This is a genomic window from Prodigiosinella aquatilis (genome assembly GCA_030388725.1).
Lineage (GTDB): Bacteria > Pseudomonadota > Gammaproteobacteria > Enterobacterales > Enterobacteriaceae > Prodigiosinella > Prodigiosinella aquatilis.
On the sequence record CP128857.1, the window covers coordinates 525,604 to 546,047 of the forward strand.

Annotated in this window: 19 protein-coding genes; 6 read left to right on the forward strand and 13 right to left on the reverse strand. The window is 51.3% G+C overall.

Translation table 11 applies throughout. The annotated features are described in order from the left end of the window. Window positions 1–9 precede the first annotated feature (9 nt). Complete coding sequence (locus tag PCO85_02445; protein ID WJV54355.1) at window positions 10–1,227, reverse strand: MFS transporter; 1,218 nt, start codon at window positions 1,225–1,227, stop codon at window positions 10–12. A 576-nt stretch (window positions 1,228–1,803) separates the two neighbouring features. Here PCO85_02445 and PCO85_02450 point away from each other — a divergent pair. Next, a complete protein-coding gene (locus PCO85_02450) occupies window positions 1,804–2,505 on the forward strand; it encodes a phosphohydrolase (GenBank protein ID WJV54356.1) in 702 nt (233 codons plus the stop codon). A 75-nt stretch (window positions 2,506–2,580) separates the two neighbouring features. Here PCO85_02450 and araD read toward each other — a convergent pair whose 3' ends face one another. From araD to yiaK, 7 genes are all read right to left on the reverse strand, one after another. Continuing rightward, window positions 2,581–3,279 (reverse strand): L-ribulose-5-phosphate 4-epimerase, encoded by a 699-nt coding sequence (gene araD / locus PCO85_02455; protein ID WJV54357.1) that lies wholly within the window; start codon window positions 3,277–3,279, stop codon window positions 2,581–2,583. After that, complete coding sequence (locus PCO85_02460; protein WJV54358.1) at window positions 3,273–4,133, reverse strand: L-ribulose-5-phosphate 3-epimerase; 861 nt, start codon at window positions 4,131–4,133, stop codon at window positions 3,273–3,275. The genes araD and PCO85_02460 overlap by 7 nt, the downstream gene beginning before the upstream one ends. 5 nt (window positions 4,134–4,138) lie before the next feature. After that, window positions 4,139–4,789 carry a 3-keto-L-gulonate-6-phosphate decarboxylase UlaD gene (ulaD, locus tag PCO85_02465; protein WJV54359.1) on the reverse strand — a complete coding sequence of 217 codons (651 nt, stop codon included), beginning with the start codon at window positions 4,787–4,789 and terminating at the stop codon, window positions 4,139–4,141. Continuing rightward, the gene (locus PCO85_02470) at window positions 4,786–6,300 is read right to left on the reverse strand and encodes an FGGY-family carbohydrate kinase (GenBank protein WJV55967.1); all 1,515 of its coding nucleotides are present in this window, start codon (window positions 6,298–6,300) and stop codon (window positions 4,786–4,788) included. Before PCO85_02470 ends, ulaD begins: the two co-directional genes overlap by 4 nt. 2 nt (window positions 6,301–6,302) lie before the next feature. Then, window positions 6,303–7,655 (reverse strand): MFS transporter, encoded by a 1,353-nt coding sequence (locus tag PCO85_02475; protein ID WJV54360.1) that lies wholly within the window; start codon window positions 7,653–7,655, stop codon window positions 6,303–6,305. A 429-nt stretch (window positions 7,656–8,084) separates the two neighbouring features. Next, window positions 8,085–8,561: a YhcH/YjgK/YiaL family protein gene (locus PCO85_02480; protein WJV54361.1), complete on the reverse strand. Its 477-nt coding sequence runs from the start codon at window positions 8,559–8,561 to the stop codon at window positions 8,085–8,087. Window positions 8,562–8,581: 20 nt separating this feature from the next. Then, a complete protein-coding gene (gene yiaK, locus PCO85_02485) occupies window positions 8,582–9,580 on the reverse strand; it encodes a 3-dehydro-L-gulonate 2-dehydrogenase (GenBank protein ID WJV54362.1) in 999 nt (332 codons plus the stop codon). A 336-nt stretch (window positions 9,581–9,916) separates the two neighbouring features. On the opposite strand from yiaK, the gene PCO85_02490 reads away from it, so the two are divergent. Genes PCO85_02490 through PCO85_02500 form a run of 3 tightly spaced genes read left to right on the forward strand, consistent with a single transcriptional unit; the run spans window position 9,917 to window position 12,334 of the window. Next, the gene (locus PCO85_02490) at window positions 9,917–10,720 is read left to right on the forward strand and encodes an IclR family transcriptional regulator (GenBank protein WJV54363.1); all 804 of its coding nucleotides are present in this window, start codon (window positions 9,917–9,919) and stop codon (window positions 10,718–10,720) included. After that, the gene (locus tag PCO85_02495) at window positions 10,713–11,582 is read left to right on the forward strand and encodes an ABC transporter ATP-binding protein (GenBank protein WJV54364.1); all 870 of its coding nucleotides are present in this window, start codon (window positions 10,713–10,715) and stop codon (window positions 11,580–11,582) included. The genes PCO85_02490 and PCO85_02495 overlap by 8 nt, the downstream gene beginning before the upstream one ends. After that, complete coding sequence (locus tag PCO85_02500; GenBank protein ID WJV54365.1) at window positions 11,576–12,334, forward strand: dipeptide/oligopeptide/nickel ABC transporter ATP-binding protein; 759 nt, start codon at window positions 11,576–11,578, stop codon at window positions 12,332–12,334. Before PCO85_02495 ends, PCO85_02500 begins: the two co-directional genes overlap by 7 nt. Window positions 12,335–12,371: 37 nt before the next feature. Here PCO85_02500 and PCO85_02505 read toward each other — a convergent pair whose 3' ends face one another. The 5 genes from PCO85_02505 to rhaB form a co-directional block, all read right to left on the reverse strand. Further along, window positions 12,372–13,952, reverse strand: coding sequence for a methyl-accepting chemotaxis protein (locus PCO85_02505; protein WJV54366.1), 1,581 nt, complete (start codon window positions 13,950–13,952; stop codon window positions 12,372–12,374). Between the two features lie 328 nt (window positions 13,953–14,280). Continuing rightward, a complete protein-coding gene (gene rhaM / locus PCO85_02510) occupies window positions 14,281–14,595 on the reverse strand; it encodes an L-rhamnose mutarotase (protein WJV54367.1) in 315 nt (104 codons plus the stop codon). Between the two features lie 151 nt (window positions 14,596–14,746). Then, window positions 14,747–15,577, reverse strand: coding sequence for a rhamnulose-1-phosphate aldolase (gene rhaD / locus PCO85_02515; GenBank protein ID WJV54368.1), 831 nt, complete (start codon window positions 15,575–15,577; stop codon window positions 14,747–14,749). Between the two features lie 13 nt (window positions 15,578–15,590). Continuing rightward, window positions 15,591–16,847, reverse strand: a complete 1,257-nt coding sequence (locus PCO85_02520) for an L-rhamnose isomerase (GenBank protein ID WJV54369.1) — start codon at window positions 16,845–16,847, stop codon at window positions 15,591–15,593. After that, on the reverse strand, window positions 16,844–18,316 hold the full coding sequence (gene rhaB, locus PCO85_02525) for a rhamnulokinase (protein WJV54370.1): 1,473 nt from the start codon (window positions 18,314–18,316) through the stop codon (window positions 16,844–16,846). The genes PCO85_02520 and rhaB overlap by 4 nt, the downstream gene beginning before the upstream one ends. A 324-nt stretch (window positions 18,317–18,640) precedes the next feature. On the opposite strand from rhaB, the gene rhaS reads away from it, so the two are divergent. Both rhaS and PCO85_02535 read left to right on the forward strand, forming a co-directional pair. Continuing rightward, window positions 18,641–19,477, forward strand: a complete 837-nt coding sequence (gene rhaS / locus PCO85_02530; protein WJV54371.1) for an HTH-type transcriptional activator RhaS — start codon at window positions 18,641–18,643, stop codon at window positions 19,475–19,477. A gap of 45 nt (window positions 19,478–19,522) precedes the next feature. Further along, a complete protein-coding gene (locus PCO85_02535; protein WJV55968.1) occupies window positions 19,523–20,353 on the forward strand; it encodes a helix-turn-helix domain-containing protein in 831 nt (276 codons plus the stop codon). The last annotated feature ends 91 nt before the right edge of the window (window positions 20,354–20,444 follow it).

A 20,444-nucleotide genomic window follows, 5' to 3' on the forward strand; every position in this document is an offset into this window, starting at 1 on the left:
CGCCATGTGCTAAAAACCGCCTGTTTTTACTTTGTCTGTGGCGAAAGTATGGGGGGCGGTTGTATCTATTTTTCTCAAGGCAAAGAGCATTCCCAGACCGGCCAGCAGGGAAATAGTAATGGCGATATGCAGAAATAACGTTATGGGCAATGAATAATGTTCTGACAAAAACAGAAACAACCACATAAACGGTAGAATGGATTGGTTCAGTAGCACCATGATTGAAGAAACACTGGCCAGTTTTTCATGGGGGATGATGGCAATACGCATAACACGCATAATGTTACCGGTGAATACTTTGCCCGCGATACTCAGTGAGTAGAAAATGAGAAACGCGATCAAATTATTCAGCGTTCGGGATAGCAGTAGGGAAGAAACAATAATGGTACAAAGTCCAATAAATAACAGACTCTCTTTGTTTAATCGATTTATTAGTGTGCTATAAAAAAAAGTTGCCAGGAAACCAATCGCACCAACACACATGTCAATCAGGCCAAAATATTTTACCGGCAATACCATGCTGGTTTCTATTACTGCTGATCCCGCGGATTCAATTAACCCATCAAACATATTATTACCCATAACAAGTAACACCATTAAAAGAAGAAATGGTTTTCTCAATAGAGTAAGTAAGGAAATGAAAGATGGCCGGGCAATGAAATCGCTGTCATTTGATGCGGGAGTCATTTTGAAAGTAAGAAAATAGTAAGCGTTACATAAATAGAGTGTTGCTGCGATGAACAGCAGTGTCATAAAACCGTATTCATAAAGCAGCATACCCAATAACGGGCCTACGACCATGCCGAGTAAGTCCAACCGTGTCAGCCGGTTTGAATCCCGTTCGATATGATGGCTGAGTGTGGCGATCAATTTTTCAAACGAGACGATGGTCTGAGCATTACCAATGGATATAGCTGCGCCGAGCAGGCCGGCGGTCACGGCGATGGTTAATGGTTGGTCCGCGAAGTTCAACACCAGGCAGAGCAATAAACAACCCAGTGATTTGATAGCATCGGTAGCAATCGATATTGGTCTGACGCCCCAACGATCAATAAATGATCCCAATGTCGGAATCAGAATAATTCTGGGAAGCCACCATAAAGCGTAAGCGAGGCCGGAATAGGTTAAACTTTGTGTCTCGGTATAAACCAATACCGGGATAAGAAAAACCATTAAACCATCGGCAATAAAAACCAGAGATAAAAAAGAGAGTAAAACACGATTCATGATTTAATTACCAATGATATTTCTCATCAGGCTAATTTTTTTAATTAAAAAAATAACTTAATCCAGAATTGCGCAAAAGTGAAACGCACGATAAGCGGGAAATAAGTCGGCTTTGCAGATTATACCTAATATAGTGACTTGTGGTGTGAAAAGTAAATATCAATTTATTAAGTTGGTCATATTTATCTGTTGCGGATTAAAACCATTTACTTGCTTATTATATAATTAGTCTATAGCCATAGGAAATTCGTCTGGAATTAATATATGCCCTTTACATACTTTAAGTTGCAGGTGTGTTAATCGCCCTTGGTTACCTGGTCCATCCTTGAGCCTCGCCCCTTTGGGAACGCTGCACGTAGCGTTCCAATCTGCTCTTGGCCGAGGTGCCACCTCAGTCACTAACTTATATAAGTGCCTGGGGGTTCACTCAGTTATCGTGCTCCTGTTACACAAGTTATCTGAGGTATAACAATAGGTGCTATAAAAGATGATCTCTTCCCTTCGCGTAGTGTCACAGAACTGTGTCAGGCTAAATGTTTTGAGGTCATACTTTATTTACAGTAATAGGAGAAAAGTGTGGATTTTCTGAGCTTCGAACAGGATTTAAGCCGTTATATAGTGCAGCGGTTGGCGAACTCAAAAGATGGTGCACACGACTATAGCCATCTGGTGCGGGTAGTGAACAACGCCCGACGTATTCAGCAAACGGAAGGCGGCGATTTGCGGGTGATTATCACGGCCAGTTATTTGCACGATATTATTTCACTGCCGAAGAATCATCCTGAACGCAAAAATGGATCACGAATGGCGGCGGAAGAAACCTTGCGGATTTTGCGTACCGAATTTCCCCATTTTCCGGTCACGCTGTACAGTGCGGTGTCTCATGCGGTGGCGGCGCACAGCTATAGTGCTGGCATAACACCGGAAACGCTGGAAGCGAAAATTGTACAGGATGCTGATAGGTTGGATTCGCTTGGGGCATTGGGCCTGGCTCGGGTGTTCTATGTGGCAGGGTTGATGGAAAGACCGTTGTTTGAACCGCAAGATCCCTTTGCGTTTGATCGTCCGCTGGATGATCAATCTTATACGCTCGATCATTTCCGGGTGAAGCTGCTGGGGTTGCCGCAAACCATGCATACCGTGGAAGGGAAACGCATTGCCCGGGGTAATGCCGCCTATCTGGTGGATTTTCTGGCCAAACTGGCCGGTGAGCTTGGCGCTGATCCGCTTGAACCGGACGCTGAAGTCCGTGAACGCCTATTTTTATTGCATCCCTGACGGTGATGTTGCGATCGATTCCGATCACGTCCGTTCCCCCTGATTTGTTCCAGGGGAACGGGTTTAGTATCAATTCTATTTTTGTCCGTAATAGGCGTTAGCGCCATGTTTTCGCAGGTAATGCTTATCCAACAGGCTGGATTGCATCGGGCCGATTGCGGGTGTCAGTTGACGGGAAAAAATGCCCATATAAGCACACTCTTCCAGCACGACGGCATTGTGTACTGCATTAGCGGCATTGCTTCCCCAGGCAAAAGGGCCGTGGGCGTTGACCAGCACCGCGGGAATCTGTAACGGGTCGATACCGCGATTGACGAACGTTTCGATAATGACATCGCCGGTGGCTCGCTCGTAGTCGCCATGGATTTCGTCATCGGTCATCAGCCGGGTACAAGGGATAGCACCGTAAAAGTAATCGGCGTGAGTGGTTCCCCAGGCGGGTAAATCCAGCCCAGCCTGTGCCCAGATGGTGGCATGACGGGAGTGGGTGTGCACAATACCACCGATGCCGGGAAACCGTTGATAGAGTGCCAGATGGGTGGCGGTATCGGATGACGGTTTTTTGTCGCCTTCCACTACTTTCCCGCTGTCCAGATCCACCACCACCATGTCTTCGGCGTTCATCTGCTCATATTCCACACCGGAAGGCTTGATTATCATCCGCCCGACATGCCGATCGACGGCACTGACATTACCCCAGGTAAAGGTGACCAGATGGTGCCGGGGTAACATCAGGTTGGCTTCCCATACCTGCTGTTTCAGTTGCTCTAACATGTGAAACCTCCTTCCTGCATGCGAGTTTCAATCCACCGGCGGGCGTTGATGATTTCCAGTAGTGGCTCACTGGATTTCTCCGTCCACATCTCAATCAGGAATGCACCGCGGTAATTGAGCTTTTTCAGGTTGCGAAACAAACCGACAAAATCGACACAGCCTTGCCCGAAAGGTACATCGCGGAATTGCCCTTGCGAGGTGGCAGTAACCGGGTAAGTATCTTTCAGATGGATGGCAGCAATACGGTCGATACCGAGAGTCAGCTCATGGGGGATGTCGTTGCCCCAGGCAGTGAGATTGCCGATATCCGGGTAAACACTGAACCACGGGGAAGATAAGCGCCGATCCCATTCTTTCCATTTGGTAATCGAGTTTATGAATTCGGTATCCATGATTTCCACCGCCAACATCACTTGTGCGGCGGCCGCTTTTTCCACCGCCCAGGCCAGTCCTTCAGCGAACCGTTGTTGGGTGCTGTCATCCTGCTGTTCGTAATAAACATCATAGCCGGCCAGTTGAATAGTGCGAATGCCGATATCCCGCGCCAGTTGAATCGCTTGCAGCATGATCTCTCGCGCTCGTTCACGCACGGCTTCATCTCGGCTGCCGAACGGATAACGACGGTGTGCCGACAAGCACATGGACGGAATGGTGACGCCGCTTTCCAGAATGGATCTGACCAGTGTAGCTCGCTGTTCTCGCGTCCAGTTCAGGCGGGACAATCGCTCGTCGGTTTCATCCACCGACATTTCCACGAAGTCAAAACCGCAGCTTTTTGCCAGTGCCAATCGCTCCGGCCAGGTCAGGTTTTTTGGTAAAGCCTTTTCATAGATGCCTAATGGATGCTGTCTCATGGCGGTTAACCCCAGATAGAACAAATGCGCCGATGAAAATCGGCTGCCACGGCGGGCGGATCGACGGCATCGGAGAGTGCCCGGCCAGCGATGAATGCCCGCACCGGAATATCCCTGAACAGCGCCAGATCCGCCGGTGTAATACCGCCGGTAATAGAAAGCTCGATACCCAGCTCAGCAAGTAACGTCATGGCGTTCAGATCGTCTTTGCTCCAGGTTTGCCCGCTGGCCTGAGCATCACGCCCGCAATGGTAGATCGCCTGTTTCACGCCGATATCCCGCCAGGTTTCGGCGTCGTCAAGTGTCCAGCGCCCGAACAGTTCGATCTGGATTTCCCCCTGATACTGTTGGGCGATATCATGCGCACGTTCCACGGTCGCCAGCGGCGCAGCGCAGATCACGGTCATCCAGTTGGCCCCAGCGTCAAATGCCTGTTTGGCTAGCGTTTCTCCGGCATCCGCCACTTTCAGGTCCGCCACAATAATATGGTCAGGACAACGTTCGCGCAGATGGCGAACCACCCGAATGCCCTGAGAAATACAGAGAATGGTGCCCGCTTCGATAATGTCGACATGCGGCTTCAATGTTTCGGTGGTCTGTAACGCGGCGTCAAGACTGGTATGGTCCAGAGCCAGTTGCAGCAATGGTCGACTCATGATGGTGTACTCCTTGGGGTAGTCAGTACGGCGCATCGAGTGTGGTAATCCTGTAGCGCCTCAATAAGAAACTGGTAGTGCGCCAGCTTGTGCCGATAAGCGCTCTGGGCGTGATGATCAGGTTCGATCACACTGACCGGATGGCGCAGGTGTGCTTGCGCACTGGCAAAATCCGGATAGGCACCGCTACCGACCAGCGCGGCCAGTGCTGCACCCAGACAACCGGTTTCTTCCACTTGTGGCCGTTCTACTGGCAGACCACTGACATCGGCGAAGATTTGCATCCACACGTCGGAATGTGCCGGTCCGCCGGTCACCCGTAGTGTGGTGGCGTGGTTAAAACGTTCGCGCATTCGTTGCAGGTGCGTCATGTGGCTAAAAATCACCCCTTCATAGACTGCCTGTAACAGATGTTCTCGCTGGTGGATTGATTGCAGGCCGTAAAACCCGGCAGTCATTTCCAGCCCGGCATTGCTGCCATAGAGAAAGGGAATAAACAGTACGTCACTACCTGCTTTGGGCAGGCTGGCAATAGCTCGATTGATTTCATCGAAACCGTTGATACCCCATTGGTGCGTCAGCCACTCCAGATTGGCGGATGAGGTGGGGCTGGCTTCATGCACGATGTATTGCCCCGGCGTGACATAGCGGCCATAAACATAGGGATGGGGTTCATTACTGAGAATGCTGTCGGTCAGGCCACTGGTCACCGCCCAGGTACCCATCACGGCGTTCAACGCCGATTCATCTTTCAGACCCGCGCACAATGCGGTGGAAACCACGTCAAACAGACCGCCGACCACCGGTGTGCCGGCGACGAGTCCGGTTCGGGTGGCCACGTCGCGGGTGATTTCACCACAGACTTCCGCCGAGCCGACCACTGGCGGCAGGACATCGCTGATTTCCTCAATACCCAGCCAACGGGCAAGAGTGGGGTGATAACGGCCTTCCTCCATATGGTAGAGATTGGACTCGGAGATATTGGTTTCTTCACAACCTTGTTGACCGGTGAGGCAAAACCGCAAATAGTCATGGGCCATCATGACGGCGCCAATCTGGTGGTAACGTTCCGGCTGATGCAGCTTGACCCAGCGCAGCAGTGAAACCGGATGGCCGGTCCACAGTGTCTGGCGGGTCAGCGGATAAAGTTTTCGGGGGATATCATCACGCTGCCAGTTCTGCACAATGGTGATAGCCCGACGATCGGACGATAGGATGGCATTTCCCAGTGGTCGCTGTTGTTTATCCAGCAAAAATAATCCCTTGCCTTGCGCTGAGATCCCAATCGCGCGGATCTGATCTCCCGCTACCTGATGGTGTTGCAGTACGTCGGCGATGGTTTCTGCGCAGATGGACCATAGTTGGTTCATATCACGTTCCGCCCAGCCGGGATGGTTACTGATGACCGGCAAGGGGCGGCGGCTAATGCCGCGCTCTTGTCCTTGTTTGTCATACAGTCCGGCTTTCAGGTAAGTGCCGCCGCAGTCGATGCCTAACCAGTAGTCCATGATCGTTACCTTGTTTCAGCGCCCTGCGGGTGTGGTTCGCCAATATGTTCAGGAGCAGTGCGTGAAGATGAAGTGGTGGTATGCGGCTGATCGCAGCGAGCCGGCAGCAGCAGTGCCAGTAGCGCGGCAACTGCCAATGACAGAGCCAGGCAGTAGACACCCGCATCTTTGCTGTAGTAGGTAATCAGCAGGCCAACAGCATAGGGGCCGCAGAAGCCACCCAGATTTCCCAGCGCATTGATGACACCGCGTGCTCCCCCGGCCAATTCAGCATTGAATAACCGGGCCGGGATAGTCCAGAACACCCCGGCAGCGGCTTGCAGGAATACGCCACAGCCCACCAGTGCAGCGTAGGACCACCAGATGTGCTGTTTCAGAACCACGGAAAGGAGCATGCACAGAGCAAAACCCAGTAAAGGTAGAGAGATGAAAACTTTGCGTTTGCCGGAGCGATCCGAGAGCAACGAGATGGCGTACATTCCCAGCATGGCGCCGACGAATGGTAGAATCGCCAACATTCCCACTTTCTCCATGCCGGAGTGTGTCAATCCTTTGAGGATGGTGGGCAGCCACAGGGTGTAGCCGTAAATTCCAGTCTGGTAGAAGAAGTTCAGCACAATCAATTGCCAGATGATGGGTTCAGACAGCACTGTTCCCAGAGAGGCATTTTTGATGTTGTTGCTGGTGATGGTGTGCTGCTCTTCTTCCAGTACGCGGATAAGCCAGTTTTTCTCGGCAGGCGTTATCCAACGGGCTTCTTGCGGACGATCGCTGACCGTGAGCATCCACAGTGTCAGTATCACGATGGAGAGCAGGCCTTCAATAATGAATAGCCAGCGCCAGTCCAGTGTGGCGATAATCCAGCCTGAAAGCGGGGAAGTCACTATACCGGCAATCGGCACGAACATGATGACAATGGCGTTGGCCCGGCCCCGCTCTTTATCGGGGAACCAGTTGCTAATCATGGTCAGTACCACGGGTAACATACCGCCTTCCGCCACGCCGAGTGCGAAGCGCAGTGTCAGAAGTTGCCAGGCATGGGTAGCCAGTCCGGTGAGTATGGAAATGATTGCCCAGGCCACCAGCGACCAACCGATAAAATTTTTGCCACTACCATGTACTGCGATTTTGCCGCCGGGCACCTGTAAAAACAGATAGCCAATAAAAAAGATACCGCCTGCCAGCCCGGCCATTGACGCGGTAATGCCTAATTCCTGGTCCATGCCGCCCGGCATAGCGAAGGCGATATTCACGCGGTCCATATAGGAAATAATACAGGTAATCAGAATCGGTGGAATAATCCTCAGCCAGCGATGATGAGGAATAGTATTTTGCAGTGTTGTTGCGTTCATATTCATATTACTCCATGCCATGTTATTTTCTTTTATCAATACGGAGATGCGTTATATTCCCATCTGATGGAAATGAACTGCTATGAAGCTGCCCGGAAATAAAGCAGGGCAAATGAACCTGTGAGCTATGCCCGTTATATTGAAATTTATTCTGTATATATTCGTCATCTTTCCAATTGCAGATGTGTTAGCAACGTTTAATTATTCAGACCATCCCTGGGACTCGCCCCATTAGGACCTCTGTCAGTAGCGCTAAAATATGCTCCCGGCAACTTTTCAGCCGAATAACTTACTCCGGTAAGTTATTAAGGGCTTTTTCTCGCCATACCCTGCATCTTGAAATCTATTGCACATATTTATAAAGCACGGTGAGGTATTGTGCTGGAATATCATCCAGGGCTTCCTTGACCATAAATGCCAGTGAATAATATTGGTTTATCCACTGGCATTTATTTCTGTCAGGGCTATTTTTACCACTACTTTTCTTATTTCTTGTTCCTGACGATAAATACAGGCCGGGCGATGCACATCCTGCGGGAAAAAAATGGCGTAATTTCCCGGTCGCATCACCAATAATGATTCGTTTTCCATCGGTCTGTAAAAAATAATATCTCTTTCCTCCAGAAGAGATTCCGCAATGGTGTTTTCTCCACTGTCGGGGGCGTAACCAATTGTTTCTTCACCGCTGACCAGAAAATGAATATCAAGGTAACGACGATGAACCTCAGGAAAATTCTGTTCTTTAGGTTGTGTTGTCAGGTCAATAATCTGGGTATACAGTTTGTCGCCATCAATATCGACGCGGCCGGTGGGCAATATCTGAAAGTTCGTGGTGCGTAGAAATGTTAAACCTCGCACCAGCGCGGTTGGCAATGGAAACGGTGGTGATTGACTAATGTGACCGAATAGCATTTTCCATTCCTCTGTTACCGTTACAGTGCCTGAATTTTGGCCCACACACTGTCATTTACTTCGATACCGTTGCGACGGTTTTCCGCCTGTAATCGGGTAAACTCATGGCCTGGCAGGCGGATAGCGATATCCGAATCGGCTCGTTCAGCGGTTTTTACATACTCGATAATGCGTTTAAGTTTGGCGTCGCGACTTTCACCTGAAATCAGTCGGTCAACTTCGATGGCAATAAAAATCTGAGAAACGCCATATTCATCACTGTTTTCCTGGGTTACTTCCGCCACTGAGGCACCATCCGATAGCAGGGTGGCAATCATATCCAGCACGATAGAGAGTCCCGAGCCTTTCCAGTATCCCATGGGCAGAATGCGACGGTTTTTCTCAATCACGCCGGGTTCCCGGGTCAGCTGCCCATCATCGTCGAATCCGCCATCGACTGGCAATCGGCGCCCGGACAGCCGGTTTACTTCCAACATGCCGTAGGAGAACATTGACATCGACATGTCTACCATCGTGATGGGATCGCCAGGAATGGCGATGATCAATGGGTTGGTGCCGATACGGCACTCTTTGGCTCCCCATGGCGGCATCACGGCAATGGAGTTGGTCCAGCACAGGCCGATGTAGCCTTTTTCCGCAGCCTGCCAGCCATAGCTGCCACCACGCATCCAGTGATTGGCATTGCGCAGCGCCACCAGTCCGATACCGTGTTGATCGGCTAATGTGGTCGCCCGTTCCATCATGTGGCGGGCGGTAATATTACCGATAGACCGGTGAGCGTCCCACTGTTCAATGGCACCCAGCGTCAGTCTTCGCTCCGGTATGGCGTCAGCAATAATGTCGCCATTATCCAGTTGCTGAATAAAGCGCGGGAAGCGATTAACCCCGTGGGAGTAAACGCCGGATTCGGTGGTCTGAGCGAACATGGTGGCACACTCATTGGCAGTGTCAGCTGCGACACCTCTTGCTAACAGTACGCGTTCAAATTCCAGTTTTAACTGCTCAAACGTCAGTTTCATTGGGCTCTCCTGTTACCCCCGCTGATGGAATAGTCCGTTTTTTATTCTATAAATTCCACTATGTGATATTTAATTTCAAAAATAATACAAGCCTGCATTTCGCAAGTCAAAGCGATACGGATTTTTAAAATCAAGTAAAATCAATGCAATAGCAATTTAATATCAGTAATGTGATAGCGGCCACAAATTCGGCTCACAGCGACAAGACCGAAGAACGGCATGTTTGATGTCATGGTTTGACGGATGAAAAGCGGAGATCATGCGTCGCGCGTCGCGTCGCGGAACACTTTGCGCTAACCTATTTGCGTGTCGGAATATGTGAGAAGGGAGCGGTTGATGAAAGGTGTCAATTCCAGCAAAGAAAAGCCAACGGGGAGTCAAAGCCTGTTTCGTGGATTCCAGTTGATCGAGATTTTGAGCAATTATCCTAACGGGTGCCCACTGGCACATCTGGCCGAATTGGCTCAACTGAACAAGAGTACGGTACATCGGTTATTGCAGGGATTACAGGCCAGTGGTTATGTAACAACGGCACCTGCCGCGGGAAGCTATCGCCTGACGACCAAGTTTATTACTGTCGGGCAGAAATCACTTATTTCGCCAGAGGTTATCCGCCTTGCCTCCCCCCATCTTGATGCACTGAATGTCATGATCGGTGAAACGGTCAATTTCTCTACCCGAGAGAATGATCATGGCATTCTGATTTATAAGCTGGAACCGACGACCGGAATGCTGCGTACTCGAGCTTATATCGGTCAGCATCTGGTGCTGTTCTGCTCGGCGATGGGGAAAATTTATCTGGCGTATGGTCCGCCGGACGATGTCCCCGCCTACTGGCTGCGGCATGAAAACGACATCAAGCCATTAACGTGTAATACCATTACTGATCTGGGGCATATGTACCGCGAATTGGCAGCAATTCGGGCAACTGGCATGGCAATGGATCGGGAAGAGAATGAACTGGGTGTTTCCTGTCTGGCGGTGCCGGTTTTCGATATTCATCAGCGAGTCAACTATGCGATATCCATCTCGTTGCCTACGGTCAAATTGCAGCAGTTGGGTGAACAGGCGTTGTTAGTGGCGTTAAAACATACCGCCGAAGCGATTTCCCATGATTTGGGGCAACTTATTGATGTCTGAAAGTCTATCCCCTCCTCGTTGTGCTGATACACCGCCAGAGATTTTACTGCGGGTCAATGACTTGCAGCTTGAGCTGGCGGAGAGTGGACAACGCCTGCTGCATCAGGTCAGCTTTTCCCTGTCTCGACATGGTTGTGTCGGTATTGTGGGAGAGAGCGGTAGCGGCAAAAGCCTTGTCTGTCAGGCATTGATGGGCGTGCTGGGGCCGGAATTTATCCGTCGTGGCGACATTTGGCTGGATGGTACTGAACTGCTATCGCTGAATGACGTCGCGATGCGCCGTCTGTGCGGTCGCATGATCAGCCTGATTCCGCAGCAGCCGATGACGGCTTTTGATCCACTGCAATCGGTCGGCGGGCAGATGGTCGAGACGTTGCGGGCGCATCTGCCGCTGGATAGGCGCGCCGCCCGCGAACTGGCGCTGGACGCATTGGCACAGGTTCAATTGCGGCAACCACAGCAGATTTACCACCGTTACCCTGCCCAGCTTAGCGGCGGCATGTTGCAGCGGATTACTATTGCCATCGCACTGGCGCTGAAACCGACTCTACTGATTGCGGATGAGCCCACCACGGCACTGGACAGTGTGACACAGCAGGACATTATGCGGCAGTTTATGGCTATCCGTGAGCAGTGGGGCACCAGCCTGATTTTTGTTTCGCACGATTTGGGGCTGGTTAGCCGTATCGCCGATAACGTGATGGTGATGCAGTACGGACGAACCGTCGAGCAGGGTTCGGCGGCATCTGTTTTACATCAGCCTTGCCATCCACATACCCGACAGCTGGTGGCGTCCCGACAGATGCTGCAACAGCGCTATTCCGCGCTGACAGCGTCTGCACAGGAGAAACACGAATGCTGATGGAAGTCATGGGACTGCATCATCACTATGGGAAGACGCTGATCCTTGATGATGTCTCTTTTCAGGTGAAGGCGGGTGAATGTGTGGGGATAGTGGGTGAGAGCGGCAGTGGAAAAAGCACCCTGAGCCGTATTTTACTGGGGCTGGAAGCGCCACAGCGTGGCGAGGTAAAACTGGCCGGACAGGTGTTGTACACCGGACGGCGCAGCTGGCGTCCGGTATCGCTGCCACTGTCCGTGAGTGCGGTGTTTCAGGACTACGCCTCATCCGTCAATCCGGTGATGACCATTGAGCGCATCATCGCCGAACCGTTGCGATTACAGCGGTTGTGTCCTGATAGAGCGGTGGTGCACTCACAGGTGAATAGGTTGCTGGAGCAAGTCGGCTTATCGGCGTCACTGTGTCAGCGGTTTCCCCATCAGCTAAGTGGCGGGCAAATGCAGCGTGTATGTATCGCCAGAGCGCTTGCCAGTACGCCACAGTTAATTGTACTGGATGAAGCCGTCAGCGCGCTGGACATGACGGTACAGGTACAAATTCTGGATTTGCTGGCAGAATTACAGCAGCGGCACGGCTTGACCTATCTGTTCATCAGCCATGATGTGGCCGCCATTACCTACTTGTGCCAGCGGGTACTTTTTCTTGCGCAGGGGCGCATTGTCGAGCAGGTAGACGATATTCACGCGTTACATCAGGTTCGTCACCCTATGGCCTGTCGGTTGCTGGATGCGGTGGTGGGATTGTCTGTATAAAAGAACCCGTCTGTATGGACAGACGGGCTGGGCCATGTTAGCCGATGCGTAACAGGTCATCTTGTTCCAACTGGAAGAAACGCACGGAGTCCCGCAACTGTTCACCTTGTTCGGTCATTGATTGGGCCGCGGTCGCTGCCTGTTCCACCAGAGCGGCGTTCTGTTGGGTTACCTGGTCCATTTGATCAATCGCCACACTGATCTCTTTGATGCCGACATGTTGTTCATTGGACGCCATCGAAATTTCAGCCACGATGTCAGTCACTTTATTGACGGATTCCACGATATCCGCCATAGCATGACTGGCGTTGTCGGCATGTCGTGAGCCATCGGTGATTTTGTCCACGGTGCCTTCAATCAGCGCTTTGATCTCTTTGGCTGCGTCGGCGCTTTTCTGCGCCAGTGTTCGCACTTCACCGGCAACTACCGCAAAACCTTTACCTTCGCTTCCGGCGCGGGCCGCTTCTACGGCCGCATTCAGTGCCAGGATATTGGTCTGAAAAGCAATACCTTCAATCACGGAGATGATGTCGACAATCTTCTGTGAACTGTCGGAAATTTCATGCATCCGTTTCAGCATGTCATCTACGATAGAGCCGCCATTGGTCGCGGTTGTTGACGTTCTACGCGCCAATTCGCTGGCCTGACTGGCGTTGTCAGCATTGCGTTTCACGGTTTCGGTGATTTGTTGCATGTTGGATGAGGTTTGAACCAACGACGCCGCCTGTTCTTCGGTACGCTGGGATAAATCACTGTTCCCCTGGGCCATTTCATTGGCCGCCAGCGAAATGGACTCACTGCCGCGTACAATGCCATGAATGATGTGCTTCAACTGCTGGTTCATGTATTTCATGGTCGCCAGCAGACTGCTTTCGTCACCTGGACGCAGTTTTATCTCGGTGTTCAGATTACCGGCGGCGATCTGTGCCATGATATCCATTGCGTAATACGGTTCTCCCCCCAATTGACGCGATAGACTGCGGGCTATAATGGTCGCGATGATGCCGGTGGCGAGCAGTGCCAGCAGTAGCAGGCCCAACATGGAATATTTGGCGGTGTCATAGGTCTTGTTAGCCTCGACTACGGCCTGTTTGGCGGTACCAACCTCCGCTTCTACCAATTTAGCCAAGTCCTTCATCATCTGGCTGCGATACTTGGAAGAGACGGCACCGCTTATTTGTGCTGCTTGCGCTACATCGCCACGGTTGACGGCCTCTATCACCTTGACGTTAACATCGCTGAAATTTTTAAAGTTATCCGCGATATGTTGGAAAAGGGCTTGTTTTTCCGGGCTTTTGTCCAGTTTTCCATAACTCGCCTGGGAGGCGAGGAACAGATCCTGATTTTGTAACAGTTCTCGGCGATGCCCTTCACGCTCTTCAGGGGTTTTTGAATCAATATACTGTATCTGCTGTAAACGTAGTTCTGAGAGCACTCCTCGCATCTCCAGGCTATAACGCACCCCTGGTAGGCTGCTGTCGCTATATGCCTTAATACGGTCATTATTCGTGTTGAGCAGGTACAAAGACCCCACACCCAGCAGCAGCATCATGGCGACCAACACAGAAAAACCAGACAAGAGTTTGGCGAGCACAGTGAGTTGAGATAATTTTTTCATAAGCACTTCTTTAGTCAAAGAGGGTATTAATATTAACGGCGAAGGGTGTGGTAACTTTATTTTTTATCTCAGTATGGAAATAACGATATCAATAAAAATGCAGGGAATTTTTATTTCCTATTTTGTGATGAGAGTTCGGGAAATATTTTATTTAAGGACTTTTTATTCTTACACTTATTAGTAATTAGCCATTTCCCTTGATAATTAATTGAACGAATAATATCACCGCGGAATGATTTACTGTGGGTAATAAAATAATATGCCGGTTTTTATTATAACCAGGCAATCATGCCGGTTATTTCAGTGCAGCCGAAGGGCTGCACCAGGGTTATTCCAGATAAAAAACTGGCTGTAGTTCGGTGCTGACCGGGCTGTTGTCGGGATTAGCAGGCATCATGTCTTTCATGTATTTCCACCAACGCTGGCAAGCTTCGGTTTGTGCCACGGCATTCCAGCGTGCTTCTGATTCAATTTCCACATACCCGAATAGCAGGTGGCGTTCTTTATCCAGAAAGATGCTGTAATGATGGGCTCCGTGTGCTTTCAGCTCTGCTTCCAGCTCAGGCCAGATCGGGTTGTGACGGTGTTGATACTCTTCATGGCATTCCGGGAAAACAGACATGACAAACGCTTTTCGTAACATAATAGCGGCTCCTGTTGTTCTGTGGTCACTGCATCGTCGCGGGGCATGGACAATAGCTCTGGGCGTAATCGGTTTCCGGCAGTTATTTAATGCGGACGCGCGTGTCACCCCCTGTGTTTGTGGGGATGATGCGCGCGCCCAGGCCTGGTATTTACTTTGATACGCGCAGGGCTGCTTCCATCGGCGTGACGCCAAAACGTTGTCCCAACGCAATCAGCTCTTCGGTGGAAATGGTCTGCTTTTTACCCCCCATTGAACGCACTTTAACCATGACTTCTGCGGATTTCTCGGCAGTGTCAATCAGACCGAAAGCATCATCCAATGTCGGCCCCGTGCCAAAGATACCGTGGAATGGCCACAGTACCAGAGGATGTCGCTGCATCTGCTCCGCCGTGGCGGTGCCAATACCATCCGTACCCGGCACCATCCAGGGTACAATCCCCAGACCGTCCGGGAACACCACCAGACATTCGGTACTGCCTTCCCACAGTTCGCGGGTAAACGTGGCATTGTTTAGCTCCAATACGTAGCTCAGTGCAATCAAATTGGTGGCATGGCAATGCATGATTACGCGGTCGTGTCCTCGGCTGACGCCCATACGCACGATGTGAGACTGAAAATGTGCAGCGAGTTCGGAGGTCGGTAGTCCACCGCTCGTCAGTCCCCAGAAGATCTGATAGCCCTTGCCGTCATGATCCACTTGTAGCAGCACCAGATTTTCTGCGGGATCCAATTGCACATTGCGGAAAAATTTGCCGGATCCGGTGACGATGAACCAGCAGTTCGCCAGGTCCGGCATCGGTTGTGATAACGATTCATGGCGGGGCAGTGGGCAAAAATCGCTTTCATAGGGTGTTATATCTTCTGCCGTCAGGCGCAGGCTGATGTTGCCGCCGTTGCGTTCATCCCAGCCTTTGAGCCACATATCGCTGGTGGCTTTGATCATTCCCTGCACGAACCAGGAAGACTGTATCGATTGCATAATCATGTGACCCTTAACGTTGACTGAGGATGGTTTCTTCATATTGGCGCACGTCTTGCAGCCATTCGCTGCCCGGCGCGACATCATGCCGCTGACAGTAGTGTTCCCAGACCGCCTGCCAGGGCAGGGATTTCTGTTCTTCCAACAGCGCCAGTCGAGTGGTGTAATCGCCTTTCAGTTCCAGTTCACGCAGGGCGTCGGTTGGTTCCAGCAGTGCGCGCAGTAGGGCTTTTTTCATATTACGAGTACCGATAACCCAGGCGGCGATGCGGTTGATTGAGGCATCAAAGAAATCCAGGCCGAGGTGTACACGATCGAAGAGTTTATGGCGCACGATTTCGTGGGCGATAGCCTGGGTTTCGTCATCCAGCAGCACGACATGGTCGCTGTCCCAACGCACCGGGCGGCTGACATGTAGCAACAATCGCGGGACATACAATATGGCGCTGGAGATTTTGTCGGATATGACTTCCGTCGGATGGAAGTGGCCAGCGTCCAGACACAATGCGGTGCCGCGGCTGCTGGCGTAACCCAGGTAGAATTCATTGGAGCCGACGGTGAAACTTTCGGCACCCAGTCCGAACAATTTGCTTTCGACGGCATCGATATGATGTGCGGCGTCCAGCGGTTCGGCGATCACTTCATCTAGCGCGTTCATCAAGCGCTGACGAAATGCCAGACGGTCAATAGTCAGATCTTTCATACCATCCGGCACCCAGATATTCATGACTGAGGGGGTCCCCAGTTCGCGACCGAAATAGGCTGAAATACGGCGGCTGGCCTGACAGTGCTCGATCCAGAAACGGCGTACTTTTTCATCCGGGTGAGACAGCGTAAAGCCGTCACTGCTGAGCGGATGAGAGAAGCAGGTCGGGTTGAAATCCAGTCCCAACTGATGTTGTTTGGCCCACGCCACCCAGTTGCTGAAATGTTTGGGTTCGATGTCATTGCGCGCTACCGGTGTGTCAGACTCGAGATAGATGGCGTGCAGGTTGAGTCGTTTGGGGCCGGGAATCAGGGTAAACGCCCGTTCCAGATCGGCCCGCAGTTCATCGGCAGTGCGGGCTTTTCCCGGATAGTTACCGGTGGCTTGAATACCGCCGGTCAGTGTACCGCCCGTGTTTTCAAAACCAGTGACATCATCGCCTTGCCAGCAATGCATGGAGATCGGTATCAGATCCAATTGTTGTAGCGCGGCATCCACATCCACATCCAGTTTGGCGTAGCGTTCTTTCGCCAGACGCCAGGCGGTTTCAATAGCAGTGTTCATACGGTGAGTTCCTCTTTGGAGTGGCACAACGCCTGAAAACGGCGCCAGTGACCAGCAAAATCAATAGTCTGACCAGGGTTGTAACGGTGCAGGGGAAAGTTGTGGGTTAACAGGCAACGGAATTCGTCAAGATCGGTTACGGCTTTCAGCGCTATGAGCTGACAGCCAATATTGCCAAGAGTAGAGGCTTCCACCGGCCCGGACAGTACTGGTAGCTGGCAGACATCGGCGCAAAGCTGATTGAGAAATTCATTTTGACTACCACCACCTACCACATGTAGGCGACTGATCGGTGTCTGACGCAGTTTACCCAGCATCAGCAGACTCTGACGGTAAGACATCGCCAGGCTGTCGAAAATACAGCGTGCCAGCTCGGCGTGACTCTGCGGTTCTGGTTGCTGATGTTCACGGCAGAAGGCGTGGATTTCCTCACTCATCGAAGACGGATTGATGAAGCGATCATCATTCGGGTTAATCAAGCTGATAAAGGCCGGTAATGCCGCAGCCTGGCGGATTAACGCGGGCAGATCGTTGATGTTCTGCTCCTGACAGACGCGTTGTAATAACCAAAGCCCCATGATGTTTTTCAACACGCGGAATGTACCGTTGATACCCCCTTCATTGGTGATATTGGCAGACAGTGCGGCAGCATGGTTATAGGGCACCGGGCTTTCAATACCGATCAGCGACCAGGTACCGGAACTCAAATAGGCGCTGTCTTTGCTCTCAAGAGGGGTGGCGACCACGGCACTGGCGGTATCATGTGTGGCGACGGCTACCACCGGGATTTGCCGACCGCTGGGTGCCGTCCAGTAGCCGATGCGGTGTCCTGGTTGTACTGGCTGGCTTAGCCAGCGCGCCGGAATACCCAGATAATCCAGCAACCCTTTATCCCAGTCGCCATTGCTAAGGTTCAGCAATTGGGTGGTGCTGGCATCGGTATATTCACAATTGATTTTGCCCGTCAACCGGTAGTGAAAGTAGTCCGGCATCATCAACAGATGTTCTACGCGTTCACAGTCACTGGTGTTTTGTTCACGCAGTGCCTTGAGTTGATAAAGCGTATTGAACGGCAGGAACTGAATACCGGTGCACTGGTAAATATGTTGCTGTCCGAGTGCGGCCGTTACCTGTGCCATGATGCCGTCGGTGCGGTGATCACGATAGGAATAGGATTGTCCCACCCGGCTACCGTTTTTATCCAGCAAGACGTAGTCCACGCCCCAGGTGTCGATACCAATGCTGTCGGGACGAATCCCCATCATGTCCACCTGATTCAGGCCCATGAGGATATGGCGTTCCAGTGCATCCAGATCCCACACATGATGGCCGTTCTGATAAATCAGTTGATTGGTGAAACGGTGGATTTCTTTGAGTGTCAGATGTCGGGTGGTCGTTTGTAAGACGGCCAGCATCACTCGTCCACTGGAGGCGCCGAGATCGATCGCCACAATATTTTTCACCGTCATTGCCATTCCCCTTTCTGAACCTATGTCGGCAGTGTAGGTACATGCAGGGGAAACAACCTTCCGGTGAGTGCCATCAGAATGAGAGAGATTGGCAAAATGGCAAAGTTGACTGTGAACCGGCTCACATTACTGATTATTCCGGCGATGAAGTTTGAATGGTTGTGGCGGCCCATAGCCTGTGATCCTAACCACACTTCAGCGATTTAAACGCCAGATCTTGAAAAAATGACATCAAGATAGCTTCTGTGTGGCGCTATTTTAAGGCGTAGGTGCCCAGCTTCTGACTACTATCGGTGTCACGCAGTAAAAAGAAGGAGGCTGGAAATGACATTACTTTGTGGCGATGAATTTTTTGCTTCACAGGCAGCGACCGTCGCTGTTGAACCCAGGATGCCGCAGTGCGCTTTCCCTGAACATCATCATGATTTCTGGGAGATTGTGCTGGTAGACCAGGGGGTTGGTGTGCACGTGTTTAATGACCAACCTTACGCGTTGTGCAGTGGTGCAGTGTTTTTTGTGCGAGACAACGATCGTCACCTGTTTGAACAGGTGGAGGAGCTACATTTGACTAATGTGCTGTATCGTTCACCGCGTGGTTTTTGTTTCCTTTCTGATATTGCACCCTTTCTGCCCTATGGTGCCAATGGGGAATGGCTGGGACAGTGGCAGGTGAATACGCCAGTGATGCAACAGCTCAAACAGTTGATTGCCCGGCTGGCCACTCTGGCCGATAGCGCTCTGCCTGAGGATATCGCGGCCAGTGAAAGTCTGTTCTTGCAGACCCTGATACTGCTGAAGCAGAAATGTTTTCAGATGCAGGGTGATGGCAGCCAGCAACAAGGCGTTCAGGCGTTGCTGGGATGGTTGCAGAACAATTTCAGTGAAGACGTGAACTGGGATGTGCTGGCTGATCGGTTTTCTCTGTCGCTGCGCACGCTGCATAGGCAGTTAAAGCAGCATACTGGTATGACGCCGCAACGTTATCTGAACCGGTTGCGATTGCTGGAGGCCCGTCGTCGTTTGCAGCAAAGCGATGACTCTATCACGACCATCGCTCACGCTTGTGGGTTCGGCGACAGTAACCATTTCTCGACACAGTTTCGCAAAGCGTTTTCTCTGGCACCTAAATCGCTGCGCCATCAGGCGCTTAATGAGGATTGATTCAGTTACAGGCGATAGGTGAGTCAGGTGAATTCACGCGACTTAATGTTACGTACGGAAGATTATTTTCTAACCGATAAAATGCGGGTCACGGTAGCGGAACGTAGTCCACAACCGGCGTTTCCGATGCATCATCATGATTTTGAAGAGTTGGTGATTGTCTGGCGCGGTAACGGATTGCATATCTGGAATGATGTACCGTATCGCATTACTTGTGGCGATTTGTTCTACGTGACGTCCAGTGATCGTCACAGTTATGAGTCTGTCCACGAGCTGGAGCTGGACAATATCCTGTATATCCGCGATCGTCTGACGCTGCTCGCCGACTGGCAAAACCTGCTTCCGGGCGTCGATATTCCACAACATCAGCGCTACTGGCGCCTTGGATTGCAAAGCATGGATATCATGCGGGGCAATGTGGATATATTAGCGCAGGAATGTATGAAGTCAGATGCGCTGTCACTCCAACTCAGCGAAGCGCTGTTATTGCAGATAGCCCTGCTGGCGCTGCGTTATCGTCATGATCCGGATAGCCCACAATTGGCGGATGCCCATCAGTTGGATTTACTGATGAACGCACTGCGTGCCAGTATCGCGTTGCCTTTCCGTTTTGACGTATTTTGCCAGTTGCACGGGTTTAGCATGCGCAGCTTAGGTGCGCGTTTCAAACAACAGACTGGCATGAGTGTGTCGAACTATCTGCGTCAACTGCGTCTATGTCGGGCCATGGAGTTATTACGCTATAACCAGCGGACAATTGGTGAAGTGGCGGCACAGTGTGGTTTTGAAGACAGCAATTATTTCTCGGTAGTATTTCACCAGGCGTTTGGTGTTTCTCCCAGTATCTACCGACAGCGCTTTCAGACAGTGAGTTGATAGCGCGGTATCCCAGCTAATGGCGGGATACCGCGTACTGATATTGCCAAACTTATTTCAGCCGTGTCCGTGAATAATCTTCAGAATCCTA

What these genes read in the sequence shown, in the direction of transcription:
- PCO85_02445 (WJV54355.1), bottom strand. Translation starts at nt 1,227, where the DNA reads ATGAATCGTGTTTTACTCTCTTTTTTATCTCTGGTTTTTATTGCCGAT.
- araD (WJV54357.1), bottom strand. Translation starts at nt 3,279, where the DNA reads ATGTTAGAGCAACTGAAACAGCAGGTATGGGAAGCCAACCTGATGTTA.
- PCO85_02460 (WJV54358.1), bottom strand. Translation starts at nt 4,133, where the DNA reads ATGAGACAGCATCCATTAGGCATCTATGAAAAGGCTTTACCAAAAAAC.
- ulaD (WJV54359.1), bottom strand. Translation starts at nt 4,789, where the DNA reads ATGAGTCGACCATTGCTGCAACTGGCTCTGGACCATACCAGTCTTGAC.
- PCO85_02475 (WJV54360.1), bottom strand. Translation starts at nt 7,655, where the DNA reads ATGAATATGAACGCAACAACACTGCAAAATACTATTCCTCATCATCGC.
- PCO85_02480 (WJV54361.1), bottom strand. Translation starts at nt 8,561, where the DNA reads ATGCTATTCGGTCACATTAGTCAATCACCACCGTTTCCATTGCCAACC.
- yiaK (WJV54362.1), bottom strand. Translation starts at nt 9,580, where the DNA reads ATGAAACTGACGTTTGAGCAGTTAAAACTGGAATTTGAACGCGTACTG.
- PCO85_02490 (WJV54363.1), top strand. Translation starts at nt 9,917, where the DNA reads ATGAAAGGTGTCAATTCCAGCAAAGAAAAGCCAACGGGGAGTCAAAGC.
- PCO85_02495 (WJV54364.1), top strand. Translation starts at nt 10,713, where the DNA reads ATGTCTGAAAGTCTATCCCCTCCTCGTTGTGCTGATACACCGCCAGAG.
- PCO85_02500 (WJV54365.1), top strand. Translation starts at nt 11,576, where the DNA reads ATGCTGATGGAAGTCATGGGACTGCATCATCACTATGGGAAGACGCTG.
- PCO85_02505 (WJV54366.1), bottom strand. Translation starts at nt 13,952, where the DNA reads ATGAAAAAATTATCTCAACTCACTGTGCTCGCCAAACTCTTGTCTGGT.
- rhaM (WJV54367.1), bottom strand. Translation starts at nt 14,595, where the DNA reads ATGTTACGAAAAGCGTTTGTCATGTCTGTTTTCCCGGAATGCCATGAA.
- rhaD (WJV54368.1), bottom strand. Translation starts at nt 15,577, where the DNA reads ATGCAATCGATACAGTCTTCCTGGTTCGTGCAGGGAATGATCAAAGCC.
- PCO85_02520 (WJV54369.1), bottom strand. Translation starts at nt 16,847, where the DNA reads ATGAACACTGCTATTGAAACCGCCTGGCGTCTGGCGAAAGAACGCTAC.
- rhaB (WJV54370.1), bottom strand. Translation starts at nt 18,316, where the DNA reads ATGACGGTGAAAAATATTGTGGCGATCGATCTCGGCGCCTCCAGTGGA.
- rhaS (WJV54371.1), top strand. Translation starts at nt 18,641, where the DNA reads ATGACATTACTTTGTGGCGATGAATTTTTTGCTTCACAGGCAGCGACC.
- PCO85_02535 (WJV55968.1), top strand. Translation starts at nt 19,523, where the DNA reads ATGTTACGTACGGAAGATTATTTTCTAACCGATAAAATGCGGGTCACG.